The 20,836-nt window shown below is 46.4% G+C and carries 13 protein-coding genes and 2 tRNA genes; 10 read left to right on the top strand and 5 right to left on the bottom strand.

What is annotated here, in order from left to right; translation table 11 throughout:
- Nucleotides 1-183: 183 nt before the first annotated feature.
- From AC5ZC7_RS30455 to AC5ZC7_RS30440, 4 genes are all read left to right on the top strand, one after another.
- Nucleotides 184-269 (top strand) — tRNA-Tyr (locus tag AC5ZC7_RS30455).
- An 8-nt stretch (nt 270-277) separates the two neighbouring features.
- Nucleotides 278-352, top strand: a tRNA-Phe gene (locus tag AC5ZC7_RS30450).
- Nucleotides 353-839: 487 nt separating this feature from the next.
- Nucleotides 840-1,934, top strand: a complete 1,095-nt coding sequence (locus AC5ZC7_RS30445) for an SPFH domain-containing protein (RefSeq protein ID WP_496161171.1) — start codon at nt 840-842, stop codon at nt 1,932-1,934.
- A 73-nt stretch (nt 1,935-2,007) separates the two neighbouring features.
- On the top strand, nt 2,008-2,217 hold the full coding sequence (locus AC5ZC7_RS30440; protein WP_079471660.1) for a YwbE family protein: 210 nt from the start codon (nt 2,008-2,010) through the stop codon (nt 2,215-2,217).
- On the opposite strand, the gene pth2 is transcribed toward AC5ZC7_RS30440, so the two are convergent.
- Both pth2 and AC5ZC7_RS30430 read right to left on the bottom strand, forming a co-directional pair.
- Nucleotides 2,214-2,609 carry an aminoacyl-tRNA hydrolase gene (gene pth2 / locus AC5ZC7_RS30435; protein ID WP_496161170.1) on the bottom strand — a complete coding sequence of 132 codons (396 nt, stop codon included), beginning with the start codon at nt 2,607-2,609 and terminating at the stop codon, nt 2,214-2,216. The two genes, AC5ZC7_RS30440 and pth2, sit on opposite strands and share 4 nt — an antisense overlap.
- Nucleotides 2,610-2,640: 31 nt before the next feature.
- A complete protein-coding gene (locus AC5ZC7_RS30430; RefSeq protein WP_496161169.1) occupies nt 2,641-3,201 on the bottom strand; it encodes a hypothetical protein in 561 nt (186 codons plus the stop codon).
- 107 nt (nt 3,202-3,308) lie between these two features.
- Between AC5ZC7_RS30430 and recD the strand changes: the two genes are divergently transcribed.
- From recD to recB, 3 genes are read left to right on the top strand one after another with little or no spacing between them, the layout of a single operon-like run.
- Nucleotides 3,309-5,123: an exodeoxyribonuclease V subunit alpha gene (gene recD / locus AC5ZC7_RS30425; protein WP_496161168.1), complete on the top strand. Its 1,815-nt coding sequence runs from the start codon at nt 3,309-3,311 to the stop codon at nt 5,121-5,123.
- Nucleotides 5,124-5,167: 44 nt separating this feature from the next.
- Nucleotides 5,168-8,377: an exodeoxyribonuclease V subunit gamma gene (gene recC, locus AC5ZC7_RS30420; protein ID WP_496161167.1), complete on the top strand. Its 3,210-nt coding sequence runs from the start codon at nt 5,168-5,170 to the stop codon at nt 8,375-8,377.
- Nucleotides 8,374-11,802: an exodeoxyribonuclease V subunit beta gene (gene recB, locus AC5ZC7_RS30415; protein ID WP_496161166.1), complete on the top strand. Its 3,429-nt coding sequence runs from the start codon at nt 8,374-8,376 to the stop codon at nt 11,800-11,802. The genes recC and recB overlap by 4 nt, the downstream gene beginning before the upstream one ends.
- A gap of 34 nt (nt 11,803-11,836) precedes the next feature.
- On the opposite strand, the gene AC5ZC7_RS30410 is transcribed toward recB, so the two are convergent.
- The 3 genes from AC5ZC7_RS30410 to AC5ZC7_RS30400 form a co-directional block, all read right to left on the bottom strand.
- Nucleotides 11,837-13,021, bottom strand: a complete 1,185-nt coding sequence (locus AC5ZC7_RS30410) for a glycoside hydrolase family 76 protein (RefSeq protein ID WP_496161165.1) — start codon at nt 13,019-13,021, stop codon at nt 11,837-11,839.
- Nucleotides 13,022-13,273: 252 nt separating this feature from the next.
- Nucleotides 13,274-13,972, bottom strand: coding sequence for a dTMP kinase (tmk, locus tag AC5ZC7_RS30405; RefSeq protein ID WP_496161164.1), 699 nt, complete (start codon nt 13,970-13,972; stop codon nt 13,274-13,276).
- A gap of 131 nt (nt 13,973-14,103) precedes the next feature.
- Nucleotides 14,104-15,195: a glycosyltransferase gene (locus AC5ZC7_RS30400; RefSeq protein WP_496161163.1), complete on the bottom strand. Its 1,092-nt coding sequence runs from the start codon at nt 15,193-15,195 to the stop codon at nt 14,104-14,106.
- Between the two features lie 191 nt (nt 15,196-15,386).
- On the opposite strand from AC5ZC7_RS30400, the gene AC5ZC7_RS30395 reads away from it, so the two are divergent.
- The 3 genes from AC5ZC7_RS30395 to AC5ZC7_RS30385 are packed head-to-tail and all read left to right on the top strand — an operon-like array spanning nt 15,387 to nt 20,827.
- Nucleotides 15,387-16,121, top strand: coding sequence for an ImuA family protein (locus AC5ZC7_RS30395; protein ID WP_496161162.1), 735 nt, complete (start codon nt 15,387-15,389; stop codon nt 16,119-16,121).
- A 1-nt stretch (nt 16,122) separates the two neighbouring features.
- Nucleotides 16,123-17,625 (top strand): Y-family DNA polymerase, encoded by a 1,503-nt coding sequence (locus tag AC5ZC7_RS30390; RefSeq protein ID WP_496161161.1) that lies wholly within the window; start codon nt 16,123-16,125, stop codon nt 17,623-17,625.
- Between the two features lie 19 nt (nt 17,626-17,644).
- Nucleotides 17,645-20,827 (top strand): error-prone DNA polymerase, encoded by a 3,183-nt coding sequence (locus AC5ZC7_RS30385; protein ID WP_496161160.1) that lies wholly within the window; start codon nt 17,645-17,647, stop codon nt 20,825-20,827.
- Nucleotides 20,828-20,836: the final 9 nt, after the last annotated feature.

The following is a 20,836-nucleotide window of genomic DNA, read 5'->3' as shown; positions in this document are numbered from 1 at the left end:
AAAGCGTGTTAACCCCAACGTAGAAAAAGAAATCGTTAACCCGAAAAGCGCGTTAACCCCAAGGCAGGAAAAGAAAACGTTAACCTAAAAATGTGTTAACCCCAACGATGACCTAAGGAAAATGTTAACCCCCAAAAAACATTCTCCTAACAAAGTTGATTGAAATGTTTGTTAACCCATCACGTGAGTACGGCGAAGCGGGAGTGTCGCAATGGTCTGTAAAACCATCGCCCTAACGGGCTTAGCAGGTTCGAATCCTGCTACTCACACTACAAACGGATGAATAGCTCCAATGGTAGAGCAGCGGTTTGAAGCACCGCCAGTGCAGGTTCGAGTCCTGCTTCATCCACCAGGTAAATGAAAAGCATTTACTAAAAAGCTTCCTTCACGGGAAGAAGAGATTTGATGTCGCTGAATGCAAACCAGGCAAGGGTTTCTAAAAGCCCTGCAGTGCAACTGTAGTAACACGTTGTATGCTGTTGCCTCATGGCACAAGTCTCTCCAAATAATCTATGGGTCTTAGGTTCGAATCCTATCCGTCTACGAAACGGTAGCTCAACGGTAGAGCAATAGAAAAACTCCCTTTCACGGAGATCAGTCTGCAAAACTGAAAACAACAACAAACAAAAAAAGTCAGGGCTGTAGGCCCCGCTACTACATCAAAAGGATGACAGCAGCAGTTGTGACAACACCCGCAAACAGGAATAAACATCCGGCGATTACCATCACTTAGCACTTCCGCCCTAACTGATGAATAACCGCCAATTGACAACTGTTTCCGTGCTGACAGAACGGGCAACAACACTGACTTTTTTATTAACCCCAAAAATGAAAATGAAATGAAAAGAGTAACTATCAACGCCTACGAAAGAGGATTGGTTTTTAAGAACGGTGCTTACCAGCGAATGCTGCTGGAAGGAAGACACTGGCTGATTAGCGAAGATGTTCACATCTACGACATCACCAAACCATTTGTAGCCCCTGTTGAATTAAACATATTACTGCAGGATCCCGCTATCACCACTGCTTTGCACGTGGTGGAAGTAGGTGAAACAGAAATCGTTTTGCACTACGAAAACGGATTGCTGAAGCAGGTATTGACCGCCGGAAGATATACTTTCTGGAAAAACATGATCGACTATAAGTTTGTTCGTGCAGATATTTCCGGTATCGCGATACCGGATAATATAGACCGGTCCACCCTGTGCCACCGACTGGTAGCTCCTTTTGTAAGAAGCTACAACGTAGACAGCCACGAACAGGCCATCCTGCTCGTTGATGGTAAGTATTCCATGACGCTGTATCCCGGTATTTATTTCTGGTGGAAGAATAACATCTCCATCGTGGTATCTAAAATTGATACCAGGCAATTGCAGGCCGAACTCAACGGACAGGAAATCCTGACCAAAGACAAGGCTGCATTAAGAATAAATGCCTGGGCGCAGTACCGCATCGCAGATATTAACAAGGCCGTGCTCCAAAATAAGGAATACGAACGTCAGCTCTACGTGCTTTTCCAACTGGCATTGCGGGAATATATCGGCGCACTGACTTTTGATGAATTGTTGGAAAAGAAAGATTCACTGGCGCCTCATATCATCCAGGCCGTTAGTGCCAGGGCCGAAAGCCTGGGCATTACCATCGCCGGATTTGGTATCAGGGACATCATCCTGCCTGGCGATGTGAAAGAAATCATGAACCAGGTACTGGTGGCCGAAAAGAAGGCACAAGCTAACATCATCATGCGAAGAGAAGAAACCGCCAGCACCAGGAGCTTGCTGAATACCGCCAAGCTGATGGAAGATAACCCGATGCTGTTTAAGCTGAAGGAAATGGAATATGTGGAAAAGATCGCAGAAAAAATCAATAACATCAGCGTAAGCGGAAACGGGGTGCTTATTGATCAGTTAAGGCAAATATTTATCCCTAAATAAGCGAAAAGGCACTGCCGTGATGGTAGTGCCTTTAGCCATTTATAGTATAATATAAATTTTCTAGCTTTGCATCATGGACGGACAATACAGAAAAGACATATACCCTGGCCTGGAAGTGGCTATTATCCTGAAAAAGGACCAGCGCAGCGGTAAAAAAACCTATGGCATTGTGAAAGATTTACTGACCTCTGCCGCCTATCATTCCCGTGGTATTAAAGTACGTTTGGAAGATGGACAAGTAGGCAGGGTAGTAGAAACAGACGTTGTAGGCGACGAGGACTAAAGTAATTTCAAATCCTTCGTGATACGATCTATTTCTTCATTCAAATTAGGTCCTATTGCACAGCAGGTTTTGGTAGGCACGCCGCCGAATTCTGTTAACCCCGAATCTGTTATCAGCGTGGCATTCAGCCCATCATCTACCGCCTGTTGATATACCCGGTCCAGGTCTTCTTCCGAATCTACCGACAAACAAATTTTGGTAAATCCTTTCGTCATCCACTCCGCTACTTCTTCTGGGTTTCTCAGGTTAGTTTGTAAAGTATGGCCGTCGATAGTAGCATGCCGTGTCAGAAACGCAATGGATGCATGGGCTCCCTGGGCAATCATTTTACCTTTGCGCATATTCAGATCTTTGCGCATCACTATTACCTGCTTAACTATCCGCGATGACATATAACTCCGTTTAGGCAACGAATGTACAACATTACCAAATCACATATCCTACCTTTAAACGTGCATCCAGCGCATTAACAGCACTTTCTTCATATTCTACCGGACTAAACCTGATGCCAAATTGAGCTTCAAAGCTAAAGTGTTTACCCCAGCTACGTTGCATACCCCAGGCGGGTACAAAGTAAGCATAGGCCCCTTCATAATAATCGTTAGAAACAATGGGATTCGTCACGTAACCACCCCTTATCGTAAAAAAGCTACCGGCGTTATTGTCAATACGTTTTCCTTTCCTTTCGCGGCGGGCGATATTGTAGTATTGTCTTACTCCCACCGAAAAATCAGGCACAATCGCATATCCCCATTCCGATCCTGAATAGTCGCTATAGGAATAACTTAAACCGGATCCCACTTCTGCATCAAAATTAAGGGTAGTGAATTTTAACAATCGCAATTCGTAATTTGCACCTAATCCAAGGAGGGATAAATTTGCTCTCAATTGGCTCGGCTTTCTTTCTAAACTCTGTTGGCCGTTAACATGCAAAAAGGCTCCTAATAATAATGCACCCAGGAGGCGCCATTTCTTTGACATCATATACAGTATATAGGTTATAGATTAATGACAATATACTTAAATACTGTGGTCGCTCAAACAGAGCAGAAAAAAGTCGTACTTTAATCTTTTCAAGTGTCCGGATAAGAATGCGAAACATACCCACGCTGAACGATGTACATCAACAATTTGCCGAGTATTTTGATATCCCGGCGCTGAAACCGTATGCTTATCTACTATCAAAAAAAGGAAGCGAAGGACATATTTGTCTGCATCTCGATAAAGTAAAAGAAGAGCAGGCAAATCTGCCTGAATCTTATCAAAAAATAGATACCAATAACAGCATCCTGGAAAGCCTTCCCCTGGTTGGCCTCCATGGCAACGATAAACAACCCTTTGTTATTTATCAGAACCGGCTGTACCTGCAACGATACTTTAGGTACGAAACGGAGTTTCTCCTGCGTATCAAACAATTCCTGGCTACAGAACAGGCATTGCTGCCGGAAAGAATGCAGCTGCTGCAACATCAGCAAACGCTGATCAGCCAACTGTTTGCCAGTACCACCAAAACTGACGACAACGATCCGGCCGACTGGCAACTGGCCGCTGCCATTACCGGCGTACTCAATAATTTTACCATCATCACCGGCGGACCAGGCACCGGTAAAACTACTACCGTAGCCAAAATTCTGGCGATCCTGTTTGCCACCGACCCGGCATTGAAAGTAGCGCTGGCCGCACCTACCGGTAAAGCCGCCGCCCGCATGGCAGAGAGTTTACGTAATACCACCATTTCGGTAGATACTGGCATCACTGAAAAATTCCGGGCACTGCAACCCTCTACCATTCACCGGCTGCTGAAACCGGTCAGCGGCACTCCCTACTTCAGGCACAACCGGGAAAACCCGCTGAACTACGACGTAGTGATCGTGGATGAGTGCTCCATGATAGATGTGGCCTTGTTTGCGAAGCTGATGCAGGCCATCCATCCGCAAACCCGCCTTATTTTACTGGGTGACAAAGACCAGTTGGCCTCTGTGGAAGCCGGCAGCTTATTCGGGGATCTCTGCCAGGCACAGGAGCAATTAAATCTTTTTACCCCTGCCCGCCGGCAATTCATCAATCATTTTATTACAGATGCCAGCCGCCAGCTACCCGCTGCCGTCGAAGCCGATAGCCCACACCCGCTATTTCAACACCTGGTGGAACTAAGGCATAGCCATCGTTTTACCGGTAATACCGGCATAGGCAAATTCAGTAAGGCCATTATTGCCAATAATGTACCTGTGATCCAAAGTTTTTTTCCGCCTTCGGCAGATGAACAGGTGGTGATTGACCCGGATACATCAGCGAAACTGTTCGACAACTTTATCGCCGGCTATGAAACGTTTATAACAGAGAAAGATATTGCCACGGCGCTGAAACTGCTGAATGCACAGCGTGTACTCACCGCCGTAAGAGAAGGGCCCCAGGGACTATACACCGTTAACAAGCAAATCGAAAAATATTTACACGACAAACGGCTGATTCAGGCCAATACCGAATTTTATCAAAACCGCCCGGTCATCCTTACCCGTAATTATTATGAGCATGGTTTGTTTAACGGGGATACCGGCATTATCCGGAAAGATGAAAATGACGTATTAATGGCCTGGTTTGAAGACAGCACCGGCGTATTGAAAGCAGTATTACCCGGTTACCTTACCCAGGCAGAAACAGCTTTTGCCATGACTATCCACAAAAGCCAGGGTTCCGAATTTGGAGAAGTACTGGTACTTTTGCCGGATACCACAGATGTACCAATTCTTACACGCGAACTGCTATATACCGCGGTGAGCCGTGCCAAACAGAAAGTGTATGTTCAGGGAACACCGGAAGTAATCCTTATGGCGGCAGAACGCTTTGTAGAAAGAGCTTCCGGTATCGCCTCCAGGTTCAGAGAAGTGGATGCGCATGCGAATTAATAACATGCTTCGGGAATGGCGGAGTGTAAACAAAGGAGTTATCAATGGCATTGTTTTTAAAAGTCTCGAACTCACTCAATAGCTTGTCGTCCGGGTTAGCACAAGACCTCCAGGATGCAGGTAACAGCGTGTTCCAGCCTCATTATATTATTACACAAACAGAAGGTATGAACAACTGGCTGAAACTCCAGTTGGCCGACCGTTTGGGCATTGCGGCCAATTGCCGCTTCCTGAAGCCCAACGATCTGCTATACCAACTATACGTGCTGCTGGGAGGTCCTTTCTCCGAAGTCCTTTCTCCGCAAAACCTCTCCTGGCTGGTGTTTAAACTACTGGGACAGGAGGAGTTCATGGCCAAATTTCCTAAAGTAGCGGCCTACTACGCCGATCATCATGCAGAAAGTGACCTGAAACGCATGGCGCTGGCAGAAAAGGTAGCCGACTTATTCGACCAGTACCAGGTTTACCGCCCGGAAATGATCCAGGCATGGACCAACACCCATATGCCCGATTTAGTCAGCGCTGGCTGGCAACACTGGCTGTGGGTAAAAGTAAAACAACTGTCTGGTGGCGCCCTCCCGGATAAAACCATCGTAGGTAACTTTATCCTCGACGCGCTGCGCAATACCAACAACAATAAATCCGGGCTCACTTCCCGCATGCCGGTGATCCACCTGTTTGGCTTATCCATTATTACTGCCTACCACGTGAAAATTCTTCATGAGCTATCCAGCTTCATAGATGTACATTTTCACATCATCAACCCATCGCCGGTGGTATTTTGGTTTGATGACCGCAACGAAAAACAACTGGCCCGCTGGCGGCAAAAAGGGCTCAAGGAATTGGAAAATTCCAAAGCCGGCAATGCCCTGCTAACTGGCTGGGGCAGGGTAATACAGGACTCCTTCGGTCTTTTCTTTGCTTATGATGCATTTATCAATGCCTACGAAGAAATAGACACCGTAGAACCAGACACAGATACCCTGCTGCATAAAATACAACACGATATCTTTATCGCCGCCACTACAGCAGACCGCGAACCTATCTCCCAAAAAGATATTAAAGACGGCTCTATTACCATCAATGCCTGCTATACCCCTGCCAGGGAAGTAGAAGTTCTCTACAACTACCTGGTACACCTGGTAGCCGAACGAAAAGAACAGCTATCGCCCCGGGACATTGTAGTGATGGTAAGCGATATTGATGCCTACGCACCCTATATCAAGGCCGTATTCAATAATGCCCCCTATCCGTTCCGGTACACCATTGCAGATGAAAGCTATACCGATAACGACAACCTGTTCAACGCCCTGCATGCCATTCTCACCATGAATGAAGAGAATTTCAAAGCAGAGGCCGTGATGCAGCTACTCGATTTTTCGTATATCCGTAAACGTTTCAACCTGCAGGACCCGGTACTCATCCGCCGCATTATTGAAGCCGCCAATATCCGCTTTGGTATCAACGGCCAGAAAAAGGATGAAACCCATTTTGTGAGCTGGCAATACGGGATTCAGCGGATCATGTACGGCATCTGTATGAGTGGGGAAGAAGAATATGGCCATGGAGAGGATAGCTTCTTTCCACTGGACATCACCGAAGGCAGCGATGCACACGACGTGATCCGGTTCTGCCATTTTGCAGAAGTGCTGATGTCGTCTATCACCGACCGGCGCCGGCCCCGCACCATTGTAGAATGGGTAGCCTACACAGAAAGAGTATTACATAATATGGTGTTTGAACCCGTGGAAGATATCGACGAAGACTATAATACCCTGGTAAAACAACTCACGGCCTACAATGCACTCAACGAATTCATGAGTGAAAAAGTAACCTTTGAAGTGTTTAGCCATAGCTTCCTCGATACCCTCACCGGCAGCACCCGCGCAGGATTGTTTGTGAACGGAGGTATTACCTTCTGCTCTCTCATCCCCATGCGTAGTATTCCTTTCAAGGTAGTAGCCCTGATGGGACTGAATTACGATAAATTCCCCCGCCGGGAAAATAAATCCAGCTTCAACATCATGGAAGAAAACCGGCAGAAAGGAGATCGTAACGTGAAAGAAAATGATAAACACCTGTTCCTCGAAACCTTACTATCGGCCCGGGAATATTTATATATCAGCTACCTCGGAAAAAACGCCAAAGACAACGCCGACCTGCCACCATCGGCACTGGTAGACGAACTGATAGATTACATAGAAGCCGGTACCACACACCCGGAAAAAATCCGTGGTGAACTGGTAACCTTACAACCCCTGCAAAGTTTCAGCCGGAAATACGCCGGCACCGATGAACGACTTTTTTCTTACCTCAGTACGAAAGACGCCGCCACCGGCTCCTTTCTCAATGAAAATAAAATCACCACGCCGCTAACTTTTGAAGAAATTACCCTGGATGAGTTAATCAGCTTCTTCAAAAATCCTTTCCGGTCGTACTATAATAAAGTATTAGGTATTCGTTACAACGACAGCCAATTGCTCCTCAGTGAAACAGAAATTTTTGATCTGAATAAACTACAACAATGGTCCGTTAAAAATGAATTACTCCCCGTTGCGCCGGCAGCACAGCAAACCCTGCAAACCACCATGGTAAAGAAAGGGCGGCTCCCGCTCCGCAACATGGCGACAGTAGCCATTCACCGAATGGAAGACCAGGTAGTACCCGTACGTAATTTATACGAAGCCTGCACCCAGGGAACAACAGAAAAGAGATTGCCGATAGAAATCAACGTCGATAACAGCATCTTAAAAGGACATATCAGAACCTTTGACCATACGCTGTTACAGATATCCTGGTCTAAGAGAGAAAGCAAATACCTGGTGGAAGCCTATCTCCGCTATCTCGCAGGACGAGCCGCTGGCTTAATCACGCATCTCTGCTTTATTTCCGGCACCAAAAAAGAAGATGCCTTCCAGGCCCTGGCATTAACGCAGGAAGAAGCTGCACGCCGGCTGACGGCCATTATTAAAGTGTATAAAACAGGGTTTACGCATATTATTCCTTTCTATCCGGACCTGGAGATAACAGCCAAAGATATACTCACCCTGGATTTGAAGAAATTCAAAAGTAAAATTACCGGGCTGATAGAACGCCACGAATCGCCAGACCCTTATATCGTGCAGGTGTATGAACAAGGATTTTTTGATAGCGAAGAAGCACTGACCAGCTTCCTTGACATCTACGACCTGCTGATAACGCCGCTAACAACACTGCTACCGGCGTATTTTGAAAAACCAGACAAAGAGAAATGATCGATAGCATTATATATAAAAAGTTTGACGCCGCTACGGTACCACTGGAAGGTAGCAACCTGATTGAGGCCAGCGCCGGAACAGGGAAAACCTATTCCATCGCTATCCTTGTGCTGCGGCTCATCCTGGAACAAAAGCTGTCTATCAAAGAAATATTGATGGTAACCTTTACCAGGGCAGCCGTAGCCGAACTGGAAGAAAGAATCCGTCTCTTTATCCGCCAGGCCTACAAAGCCAGCATGGGTAAAGACATTGCCGATGAAAAAATTCTCGACCTGGTACTGGAAGTAATTGATCCGGAAAATCCACAGCCAGTACAACAACTACTGCGCGATGCCATCCTGCTGCTGGATGAAACTTCCGTACTCACCATACACGGTTTCTGCCAGCAAACCCTTAACGAATATGCATTTGAAACTAACCAGCTGTTTGGCGCCCAAATGGTACCAGACCTCACGCCGGTAGTAGAAAATGAACTGAATAAATTCTGGCGCAGAAATATTACCACCCTCAAAACCAGTTTACTGGAAAGTATCTGGGAGGAAAAAATGAAAGACGACCTACAGGCAATCATACAGGAACATCTCAGTGGGAAAAAATATATCGGGTACCGGGACGATGTTCGGGAAAACATCAGTGAAGCACAACAGGATCAATGGATCCAGGAAATGGATCGGCAATCCGCTCATATACAAACAGCGATAGAAGCACTCTACGAAGGTATCACCGCCAACGCTGCCCATATTAAAGCCGCCTGCGAAGCCAACCGCTACACCAAAAAAGAGTGGCCGGAATTGGTTACACAACCGGAACTATTGGTAAAAAAGATCCTCGCCAAAAGAAAAGACGCAAAATATATTGAAGCCGTTTTCCCGGATATACTGGAAGAACTGGATAAAGTAGAAGAACTCCGTCAACAACTCACCGACTATCAACAACAAATACGTCGGGAGATCTTTTACAGCGCCATCCGGGAAGTAGGGGAGCAGGTGCGTCTGTTCAAAGAACGCAGCAATATGATGGGTTATGATGACCTCATCAACAACCTGCATACAGCACTGGTAAAAAACGAAAACCCGGAGCTCATCGGCCGCCTGCAAAGCAAGTACAAAGCTGTTTTTGTGGATGAGTTCCAGGATACTGACCGTCAGCAGTTTGAAGTATTTGACAAAGCTTTCAGTCAAAATACCACGCTGTTCTACATCGGAGACCCTAAGCAAAGTATTTACGCCTGGCGCAAAGCAGATATTTTCACCTATTTCAATGCCCGTAATGTAGTGCAACATGTGTACGACATGAATCAGAACTTCCGCTCTGCCGAAAACCTGATCCGGGCCATGAACATCTTCTTTGAGCCTACTCCCGGATTCGACACCTTCGATTTCAGCGGACAAAACGATAGCATAGACTACATTCCGGTAAACAGTCCTGATAACAATACCAAAGGCTACCTGTTTAAAGGTAGCCGTAAAGAAGTACCCATAGAAGTAATTGCCTGCGATAAAAAAGAAACGATCTGCGAAGCCGTAGCCGCGCAAATAGCGCAGCTGCTGCTGGATAAAGACTACCGGATTGAAAATGAAAAAGGATCGCGTCACATCACACCCTCAGACATTGGTATCCTGGTGCGTACCGGGCAGGAAGGAAAAGATATTAAACATGCCCTCGCCAAATTGGGCATACCAGCAGTAACCATTGATGAGGCCAGGGTATTAAGGTCGGGAGAAGCACAACAGCTGCTTCATCTCCTGGAAGCCATGGAAACGCCGGACAGATCTTCTATTAACCGCGCATTGCTCGGATCTTTCACCGGCTACAACACCAGCACCATTTTAAAGCTGGATGATGAAACCATGCTGGACCTCTTTGGCAAATACCGCAACCTCTGGCAACGCGACGGCGCTTACACCGCACTGATGGAGTTCATTACCGATTTCAATGTGCGGCATGTTTTACTGGATGGACATACCGAAAACGGAGAGCGTATTATCACCAATCTATACCAACTCTCTGAACTCGTACACCAGGTACAGAGCCGCAAGAACTTATCCATGCGCGATCTCATCTCCTGGTTGAAACGCGGCATAGATGGCATGACCACCGACGGCGATGAATTCGCCCAACGTGTGGAAAGCGATGAAGAAGCCGTGAATATCGTCACCATCCATAAAAGTAAAGGACTGGAATATAAAATTGTGATGGCGCCCTTCCTGGACTTCGTAGCATCACAAAACATTGACCTGATCAGCTTCCGCGACCAAACAACCGGAGATTACCTTAGCTCACAGCGTTCCCGTCTTTCAGAAGACCAACTTACCGCTTACCAGCAACAACAAGAGCAGGAAAACCGTCGCTTAATTTATGTAGCAATTACCCGTGCAGTGTACAAATGCTACCTGTTCAGAAACAACTATACCCGGTTTAAAGACTCGTCACTGGCATTTTTTCTGAAAGCCTTAACGGTAGCCAATCCGGATCCGTCGCTGATACAATTGCAAGGAAGCTTCCCTGCGGAGACCGACCAAACTTACCGGCAACAAACGCTTAAAGGACAGTTGGCAGTAAACCGTCCACCGGTAAAATTTCAACTGCTGGAACAAAACTGGCGCAAGATGAGCTATACCATGCTGGCCGCTAAAGCAGAACACCGGCCACGGGTGCGTTCCTTCCAACAAACAGATCCTTACGATAATTTCATTTTTACTACGTTGCGACGCGGCGCTAAAACGGGGAACCTGCTGCACTTCATTTTTGAAAGCATCAACTTCTCTGATAACAGCAAATGGGAACACTGGATCGAAGAAGCCATCCGACGCTTTGTACCCGGCCAGCGGGAAGTATATCTCGAACGACTAAACGAAATGTTGCAGCATGTGATGTATTCCACCATTCACATTGCCGGCAACAGCTTCCAGTTGGCGTCTGTAGGGCGGCATCAGCGCCTGGCAGAATTCGAATTCGATTTTCCGGTGCCCGTGTTTCAATCTAACTTACTCAATAACCTCTCCGATGAGGAAGTAAGCGTGAGTGTAAAACGGTTCTCAGAATACAGCAGCCAGGAACTGGAAGGAATTATGAACGGGAAAATTGACCTGTTCTTTGAATACCAGGGTAAATACTATATCCTCGACTGGAAATCGAACTACCTGGGCAACAGTGTGGCCGACTACGACAAAGACGGGCTGGCAGCCGCGATGAACGAAAACAATTACCACCTGCAATATTTTATTTATACCGTTGCCGTAAAAAAATATCTCGAAACCCGCATTCCGGGATTCAATTATGAAAAGCAATTTGGCGGGGTGATTTACTGCTTCGTGCGCGGTGTAAGAAATACCAGCGGGCAGGGAATATTCACGGCAAAGCCTTCGCTCAAAAAAATACGATTACTGGAATCTTTACTTACAAAAGCTGTTAACAGTTAATGACTAACTGCTAACAGCTGATAATGGCTAACCTTTAGAAGAGCCACACTCCATTCATCATGGCTACTCCGCAGGTAGTTTCAAATGAATTAACGTAATTATCTGGTGTTCTGTGCCACCATTGTCCCCACATCAGCCCATTGGAATTTCTGTAGCTCCAGGCTTGTGCAGCATTATAATTGAGCCATGCAGCATAGGTGCTCTGGTAGTTCTGATCATGTACAAACTTACAGGCCCAGCGGGCAAATATGGCTTTAAATCCCTGGCAATCGTCGTTATCATACTCGTCGGGTAACAACCCTTGTGCATTGCACATGTTATTTTTCGTATAGTCCATGGCTTTAGCCCCCATTGCTTTGTAGCCACCGGAAGGATAGACGTTGTGCAACATGCTGCAGGCGCCAATAAACGTGCCTTGTGTGTAAGTGCGGGCTCCTTCTGTAATAACGCCGGCGGAGTTCATGGCACCTTTTACTTCGCCGGTACCGGATACATATAGCTTAGTCACCATCCAATCAATGATTTGCTTCGCTTTAGTTTGATAACTGACATCGCCGGTAGCCTGGTAAAGGTACATGGCACAAATGGCGGCAGGCGCGTTTACACAGGCATTTTTGGTATTGTTGGCGGTGGTCCACCACAGCCCTCCGCCAAGGTTAGTGTCCCAGGCGCGGGCCCATACCATATCAAAATTGTTTTTAGCCATGTCCTTCATGCCGCCATCGTTGGTAATCTGGAAAGCACGGATACACATTAATGCTCCCCATATTACGTCGTCATTATAAATATTGGATGACCATAGTAGCCCGTAGGCATCTCTCATACCATTGTACAGGTATACCATCTTATTTTTCAGGTCTGCATCATTGTTGATGTTATACGCATCAATCAATGTTTCAATAGCTTCTGCCTGGCGCCAGAAATCCATCCGGCCTGATTGGGTCACATCGGAATAATAGTACGCTTTAAAAGAAGGACCATAGGTACCATACTGATGATAGAACGCATTGTTGTAGCATTGCATGGCCAGCAATGCTTCCGACTTCACTGGCTGTACAGCATTGATAGTAACCAGGTTCGCCTTTGTTCCGGGAAGGTCCGCATACTTGCCGGCTAACATTTCTTTTTTCCGGCATCCTGAAAAGATCAGTACCAGTAACAGGGTAACAGCCACCAGGTTGATGGAGAGAAGCGCTTTGGCGCCCAAAGGAGTTTTCATGTTTTCAATTTTGTGGAATAAAGAATACTGTTTCGTGGAATAACATCAGTGCCATTCGGCTGATCAGTGCCGGTCTTCAGGAAAAGCCATACTTATTGGATAATGGCCGCAATGGCATGTTGGTTGTGCAAGCCATGCGGGCGTATAACAGTGGAACCGGGTTTACACGGATATCCTATACCTGGAGGACAGGTATACAAAACAGAATTCCCTACAAACACAAAAAATATTTTTGGGGAGAGTAGTGCTTAATTACAATTGAATGCGGCTATTCACCAACTGTACTATTTCTGCATGAATGTCTGCAATAGACCTCATTCCCTGGGCGGCATCTGCACAAACAATCCGGTTAATGCTGTCATCGGCCAGCAGCATGGCTTCGTACTCTTTCTTTACGGCTTGCTGGAGAGAAGTATCTTTTTCGTGGATATCATCTTTCCCCTGGAGGTATTCCCGGTTTTCATTGGCTCGTCTTTTTTCAAGGGCGGCAGACACAAAGGAAAACGGCACATCCAGGTAGATGGAAAATTGTGGTTTGGGGATCTGGTTGTAGTTATATTCAAACTCGTTGATCCAGTTACGCAGGTAGTTTTTTTCTGCATCTGTGTTTAACTTGGCGCATTGGAAAGCGATGTTGGAAAGCACATAGCGGTCTACCAGTACAAAATAGCCATCACGCAGCCATTCATTGATAGTAGCTGCAAAAGCTTTGCGATCTTCTGCAAATAACAGGGCCACCAGTTGGGGGTGTACGTTCTTCACATCCCCAAATTCACCCCGGAGAAATTTAGCAATCAATTCACCAAAAACGCCTTCATTGCTACGAGGAAAATGCACGAATTTAGTTTTCTCATTTTTAGACGCCAGGTATTGGGTCAACAATTCAATCTGTGTAGATTTTCCTGCACCATCCAAACCTTCTACCGCTATAAATTTGTTGCTTGCTATCATTGTAATGTGGCTGTTAAAACGGGAAATTAACAAAAATCTCCTGTGCTTTTAAATATGCATGTCCTGTTAAATGCGAAAAGTCCGCGTTACTGCGGACTTTCGGGCACGAAGGTAATAAAGTTTTACTAAAATCAAATCCGGTCGGCGGTAACGCCTGCCCCCAGGTGAATAGCGATATCGGAGTAATTCCTATACACGGTTCCTTGTCCGAAGCCATTTTCATTTACCACGCCTCCTTTGACTTTATTATTATAGAAGATTTTCCTTCCTACATAAATAGCTCTTTTTAGCAGGAAGTTTTCCCGTAGTAAGTCAGAGCTGATACGATTAAATGCCTCCCCATCATCCCCCAACAAGTGGATACTGCTTTGATAGATCAACGTCAGGAAAAGGCTGCCATTTTCCTTATACAGTCGAAGTTCGCGCCCATCCTGTTTATAAGAGCCTTCATATCTTTTTTTGGGATGAAGTACACAATCTGTTAGCTTACCACTTACCAGCGATTCACTGGGTACGTGAAAAATTTCAAAGGCATTGTTATCTTCCAGGTAAATGATGGCGGTTAAGTCTCCTGGCGCAGCTGAAACAAGTACATCCTTTGTTTTCTTTGTTGAAAATCCATCTGCCATCCTAAGCGTATCAGTATGCGTGATGGCTTCTAAAAAAGCGGGATCCTTGATAGTCATGCCTTTTCGGCCGTAGGCTTCCAGTCTGCATTTGAAGTCTTTATCTTCATAACCGTAATCTTTTACTCTTTCATCATATCCACGTAAAGCATAGAAATCGGCTCGTTTTACACATATCCTTCCCTGTACATCCCACCATTTTTTGTTGGTACCTATACGGGGTGGTAACAAATAGATATCCGGATCCTGGTTGAACCGATCATTTACGTATGCCGCAAACCCGGGACCAGTGTAATTATCGGCATCTATGCCACATAGAATATCGCCGGTAGCCAATCTGAAAGCCATATTCTTGGAATGACTCATATGGAAAAACTGCGGGTCTTTGGTGGCAAAATACACCACCCGACCGGTCTCTATTTCGGATTGGAACTCGGTATGTATCCAATCGTGCAAATCGTCTTTGGAGCCATAGTCGAGGATCACGAACTCGATATCGGGGTATCCGTCATTATCGGAAATGTTACGTTTCAAGGTTTGTTTCAGGTGTATGGTCCGGTTCATACATACCGTACACATAGAGATGCGGTGTTGCATGGATAGTTACTTTAATGGTATAATGAGATGCCGGCTTATATAACAATGGGAGAAGAAGATTGTTTGGAAGATGATTATGCCCTGCTAACGTTTTGTATGTGAATCATTAGTAAAAAAGGAAAAATGATATTCGAAAAATACTAATTTAATTAGTATAATTGCTAAATAAATTAGCTTTAAACTTTATACCGATGCCCGAAAAAAAAGCAGATATCATTGCGCAACTGCAGAAAGATATCCTTCTTTTACAAGGGCTCAAACCAACATTAAACAGTGCTGCCGTAGATGTGGGGCTTGGGCCTATAAAGAATGCATTTCCCAATCATTCTTTTCCTACAGGCGCTGTGCACGAATTTCTGAGTTCCGCAGCTGAAGATGCAGCGGCCACTACTGGTTTCATTAGTGGGTTAACCGGCTGTTTGATGGCGGGAGGTGGTATTTGTTTATGGATCAGTACTTCCCGGACCATTTTCCCACCCGCTTTAATGAGTTTTGGCATTGCGCCTGACCAGGTCGTCTTTGTAGACCTGCAGCGCGATAAGGACGCCCTCTGGGCTATAGAGGAAGCCTTGAAATGTGAAGGATTAGCCGCTGTTATCGGTGAAATCAGGGAACTCAGTTTCACCAATTCCAGGAGGTTGCAGTTAGCAGTAGAACAAAGCAGGGTAACAGGCTTTATTCACCGGCATCAACCCCGCAGCGTTGGTACTACCACCTGCATATCCCGATGGAAAATTACCCCCCTCCAGAGCGAAGCAATAGACCATATGCCGGGTGTGGGCTTTCCCCGCTGGAATGTTGAATTACAGAAAATCCGTAATGGTCAGCCAGGCAGATGGCAGGTAGAATGGTCAGCAGGCAGATTCCAACCAGTACGCAAGGCGATACCAGCATTGCCACAGCAACCCATCCGAAAAATTGGTTGATATGCCGCGGCGCTTTGTCACCATATGGTTTCGTCATTTGCTGACGGATTGGTTTACCCGCCGGCAACCACACCTGCGTAATACGCCCTTTGTATTAGCAGCACCGGATCATGGGCGCATAAAAGTAACGGCTGCCAATGCAGCCGCGCAGGCCCGTGGCATCCATGCAGAGATGTCTGTTGCGGATGCCAGGGCACTCTTTCCCTCCCTATTGGTATTGGACGATGAACCGGAATTACCGGTGAAATTACTGACTGCACTGGGGCATTGGTGCATCCGCTTTACCCCGGTAACTGCCATAGACCCGCCAGATGGCCTGATCCTCGATATCAGTGGTTGCCCACATCTATGGGGTGGAGAAGCACCCTACCTGCAGGATATCCTTTCCCGTCTGACTAACTTCGGCTACCAGGTACGCGCCGGCATGGCTGATACCATTGGCGCCGCATGGGCCATCGCACGATATGGCACCACATCTCCCATGATCCCCCCCGGCGAACAAACCGCCTGCCTGCTACCACTGCCACCTGCCGCATTACGCCTGGAACCCGCTGTGGTAGACCGGTTGCTGAAACTCGGACTATACCAGGTAAACAACTTCATTGCCATGCCCCGATCCGCCCTGCGCAGGCGATTCGGCCAACAAATGTTGTATCGGCTGGACCAGGCCCTGGGCCATGAAGACGAAGCCATTATACCCTTACAACCGCCCGAACCTTACCAGGAAAGACTCCCCTGCATGGAGCCCATTCTTACGGCTACCGGCATCGAAATAGCTTTACATCAGTTGCTCGCAACGCTTTGCCAGCGACTGATACAGGAAGGGAAAGGATTACGTACCTGTGTGTTGAAATGCTACCGCATAGATGGCAATCTCCAGCAAATAACAATAGGAACCAACCGGGCCTCACATAACCCGGCACATCTTCTCAAACTATTTGATCACAAAATTGCCACTATTGAACCGGCATTGGGGATAGAACTATTTGTGCTGGAAGCTACCAAAACAGAAGACGTCACCCCCTCCCAGGAAGCATTATGGATCAGCCACACTGGCCTCGAAAATGTGATAATAGCAGAACTGCTGGACAGACTTACCGGCAAAATAGGTCCGGGTATTATACAACGTTATTTACCCGATCAGCATCACTGGCCGGAACGTTCTATCAAACCCGCTGCCAGCCTGGAAGAAAAGCCCACTATTCACTGGAGAACAGACCGCCCCCGGCCAGTCCGGCTTTTACCTACCCCAGAAATAGTGGAAGTATCTGCCCCCATACCCGATTATCCACCGATGTTATTTCGCTACAGGGGAGAAGTACACCGGATAAAAAAAGCAGATGGCCCGGAAAGAATTGAACGCGAATGGTGGCTGGAAACAGGCGAGCATCGCGACTATTACACCGTGGAAGACGAAGAAGGAAGGCGTTACTGGATTTTCAGATTAGGACATTATGATGTGGATAAACCTCATCGATGGTTTATCCATGGCTTTTTTGCGTGATGAATGAAAAAGAAGGAGTATGCATTACACAGAATTACAAATCACCACCAACTTTAGCTTCCTGCGTGGCGCCTCCCACCCGGAAGAACTGGTAGAACATGCCGCCAGCCTGGGGCATACTGCCATTGCTATAACGGATCATAATACCCTGGCTGGTATTGTCAGGGCACACGTAGCCGCAAAAAAGGTAAATATCCGCATGATTCCCGCCTGCTGCCTGAACCTGTTGGATGGTCCCAGTTTGCTGGCGTATCCTACTAACAAGGCTGCTTACAGTCGCCTATCTGGCTTATTAACCATTGGCAACTTACGCGCGGAAAAAGGCCAATGCCACCTGTATAAAGCAGATGTATATGAACATGCACAGGATATTAAATTCATTGTGCTGCCTCCCCCTGCCTTAAACACACAATTCGATTATAATGACGACTTCAAACAAACATTGGCGGAATACCGCGATGCCTTAAAGCACCACCTATACCTCGCCGCCACCCGTTCCTACCAGGGCGATGACGCTAAAAAACTATATCGTTTGGCACAGTTATCTGAAACCCTGCACATTCCCCTGGTAGCTACCAACGACGTACATTTCCATCAGCCGGAACGCCGCCAGCTACAAGATGTATTAACCTGCATCCGGGAGAAATGTACCATCTATACTGCCGGATACCGCCTGCACGAAAACGCAGAAAGATACCTGAAGTCGCAGGCCGAAATGCAACGCCTGTTTCGCCAGTACCCCGATGCCATCAGGCGTACACAGGAAATTACTGCTGCCTGCCAGTTTTCACTGGATGAACTGAAATATATTTACCCGGAAGAATTAACCACCGAAGGACGTACCCCACAAGAGGAGCTAACAATGCTCGCCTGGAAAGGTGCCAAAGAAATTTTTGGCGAGCCTGTTCCGGAAAAAATAATTTATAACATTAATTATGAATTGAAATTTATTGAGGAGATGAATTATGCACCATATTTTCTAACGGTGTATGACATTGTAAGATATGCCAGAGAACAACGTATCCTTTGCCAGGGACGTGGGTCTGCCGCCAATTCTACCATTTGTTTCTGCCTGGGTATTACCTCCGTTAATCCAACAAAATTTGATTTGCTGTTTGAACGATTTATTTCTTCTGCACGTAATGAGCCCCCGGATATTGATGTAGATTTTGAACATGAAAGAAGGGAAGAAGTAATGCAATACATCTACAATAAATATGGACGCGACAGAGCCGCTATTGTGGCTACCGTCACCCAACAGCGTCAAAAAGGCGCCATCCGCGATGTAGGCAAAGCAATGGGACTTTCTGTGGATATGATTAACCGCCTCTCCGGTGTTATTCAGCACTACACCGGCGATTCATTCAGCGATGAACGTATTACTGAACAAGGACTAAACCCCAATGATCCACATCTGAGCAAAGTGCTGGAGCTCACGGATCAAATGCTCGGTTTCCCAAGGCAGCTCGGTCAACATACCGGCGGGTTTGTGATCACACAGGGAAAGCTATCAGATTTATGCCCCATCCTGAATGCACGCATGGAAGACAGGACCAATATTGAGTGGAATAAAGACGATATCGATGCGCTGGGCTTTCTCAAAATTGATGTACTGGCACTCGGGATGCTCACCTGTATCCGTAAAGCATTTGATCTTATTAAAGCGCATTATAACAAGGAATACACGTTGGCAAACATTCCACAGGATGACAAAGCCGTGTATGAAATGGTTAGCCATGCCGATACTATCGGGGTGTTTCAAATTGAAAGCAGGGCACAGCAGTCAATGCTGCCGCGACTAAGACCTAAATGCTTTTATGACCTGGTAATAGAAGTAGCTATTGTGAGGCCAGGGCCTATCCAGGGCGATATGGTGCATCCTTATCTGCGGCGGAGGAATGGGGAAGAAGAAGTGACTTACCCAGGTACATTAGAAAAGATTTTAAAGAAAACTTTGGGAGTTCCATTATTCCAGGAACAGGCCATGCAAATTGCCATCGAAGCAGCAAGTTTTACTCCTACAGAAGCAGATGAACTCCGGCGCAGCATGGCTACCTTCAAATCAGTTGGCACTATTAATAAACTCCGTGAAAAACTGGTAGCCGGCATGGTAAAAAACGGATACAAAGAAGATTTCGCCAACCGTATTTTCAAACAACTGGAAGGCTTTGGTAGCTATGGGTTCCCGGAAAGCCATGCCGTCAGCTTTGCTTTATTAGTATATGTTTCTTCGTGGATCAAATGTTATCATCCGGATGTTTTCGCCTGCGCACTGCTCAACAGTATGCCCATGGGATTTTATCATCCTCCACAAATCGTTATTGACGCCCGTAATCACGGCGTGGAAGTAAGGGCCGTAGATGTGAACCTATCTTTCTGGGATAATACACTGGAAAAAATAAACGATGAAAAACATGCACTACGACTAGGTTTTCGCCAGGTAAAAAGCCTTCGTGAAGATGACCTGCAAACATTTTTAACAGAAAAAACACACCACTACAGCAATATTCCGTCCCTACGCGATGCCGGTCTTTCATTAACTACACTAGAAAAATTAGCAGATGCAGATGCTTTCAGATCTATGGGATTAGACCGGCGTAGAGCGCTCTGGGAAGTATCTGCACTCCACGACCGTCCTACCGGCATGTTTACCGGACAACAATCTGACAGTGCATCAGAAGCAGCTATACAGCTCCCTGAAATGACCGACTCAGAGCATGTGGTACACGATTATCATGCTACTACACTTTCTTTAAAAGCGCACCCCGTAAGCTTTATACGGGAAAAACTGCAACAGTTGCATATCACCGCCAATAAAGACCTGGACAACATCCTGGATGGGCAACCCGTAAAAGTAGCAGGACTGGTACTGGTACGGCAAAGACCAGGAACCGCCAGCGGCGTTTGTTTTATTACCATAGAAGATGAAACCGGATGCAGCAATCTCGTTGTTTTCAAAAAAACATTCGACAAATTCAGAAAGGAAATTGTGCAATCCCGCTTACTCATGGTGGAAGGGAAACTACAACGCGAAGGCGAAGTAGTACATATTGTGGTACAACGATGCTATAATATATCGCGCTTATTACAACAACTGCTGCCCTCCAATGTTGCGAATAAAACAACCGGTGAACAGCAGCAGGAACAGAAAAAAGAGGTAACGCAGGGTAATATTTTTGCAGAGTCCAGGAATTTCAGGTAGTTCCCTGAA

The organism is Chitinophaga sp. 9-1-y (assembly GCF_059511905.2).
Note: the sequence above shows the minus strand (reverse complement) of the source record. Positions and strands in the feature narration are given on the sequence as shown.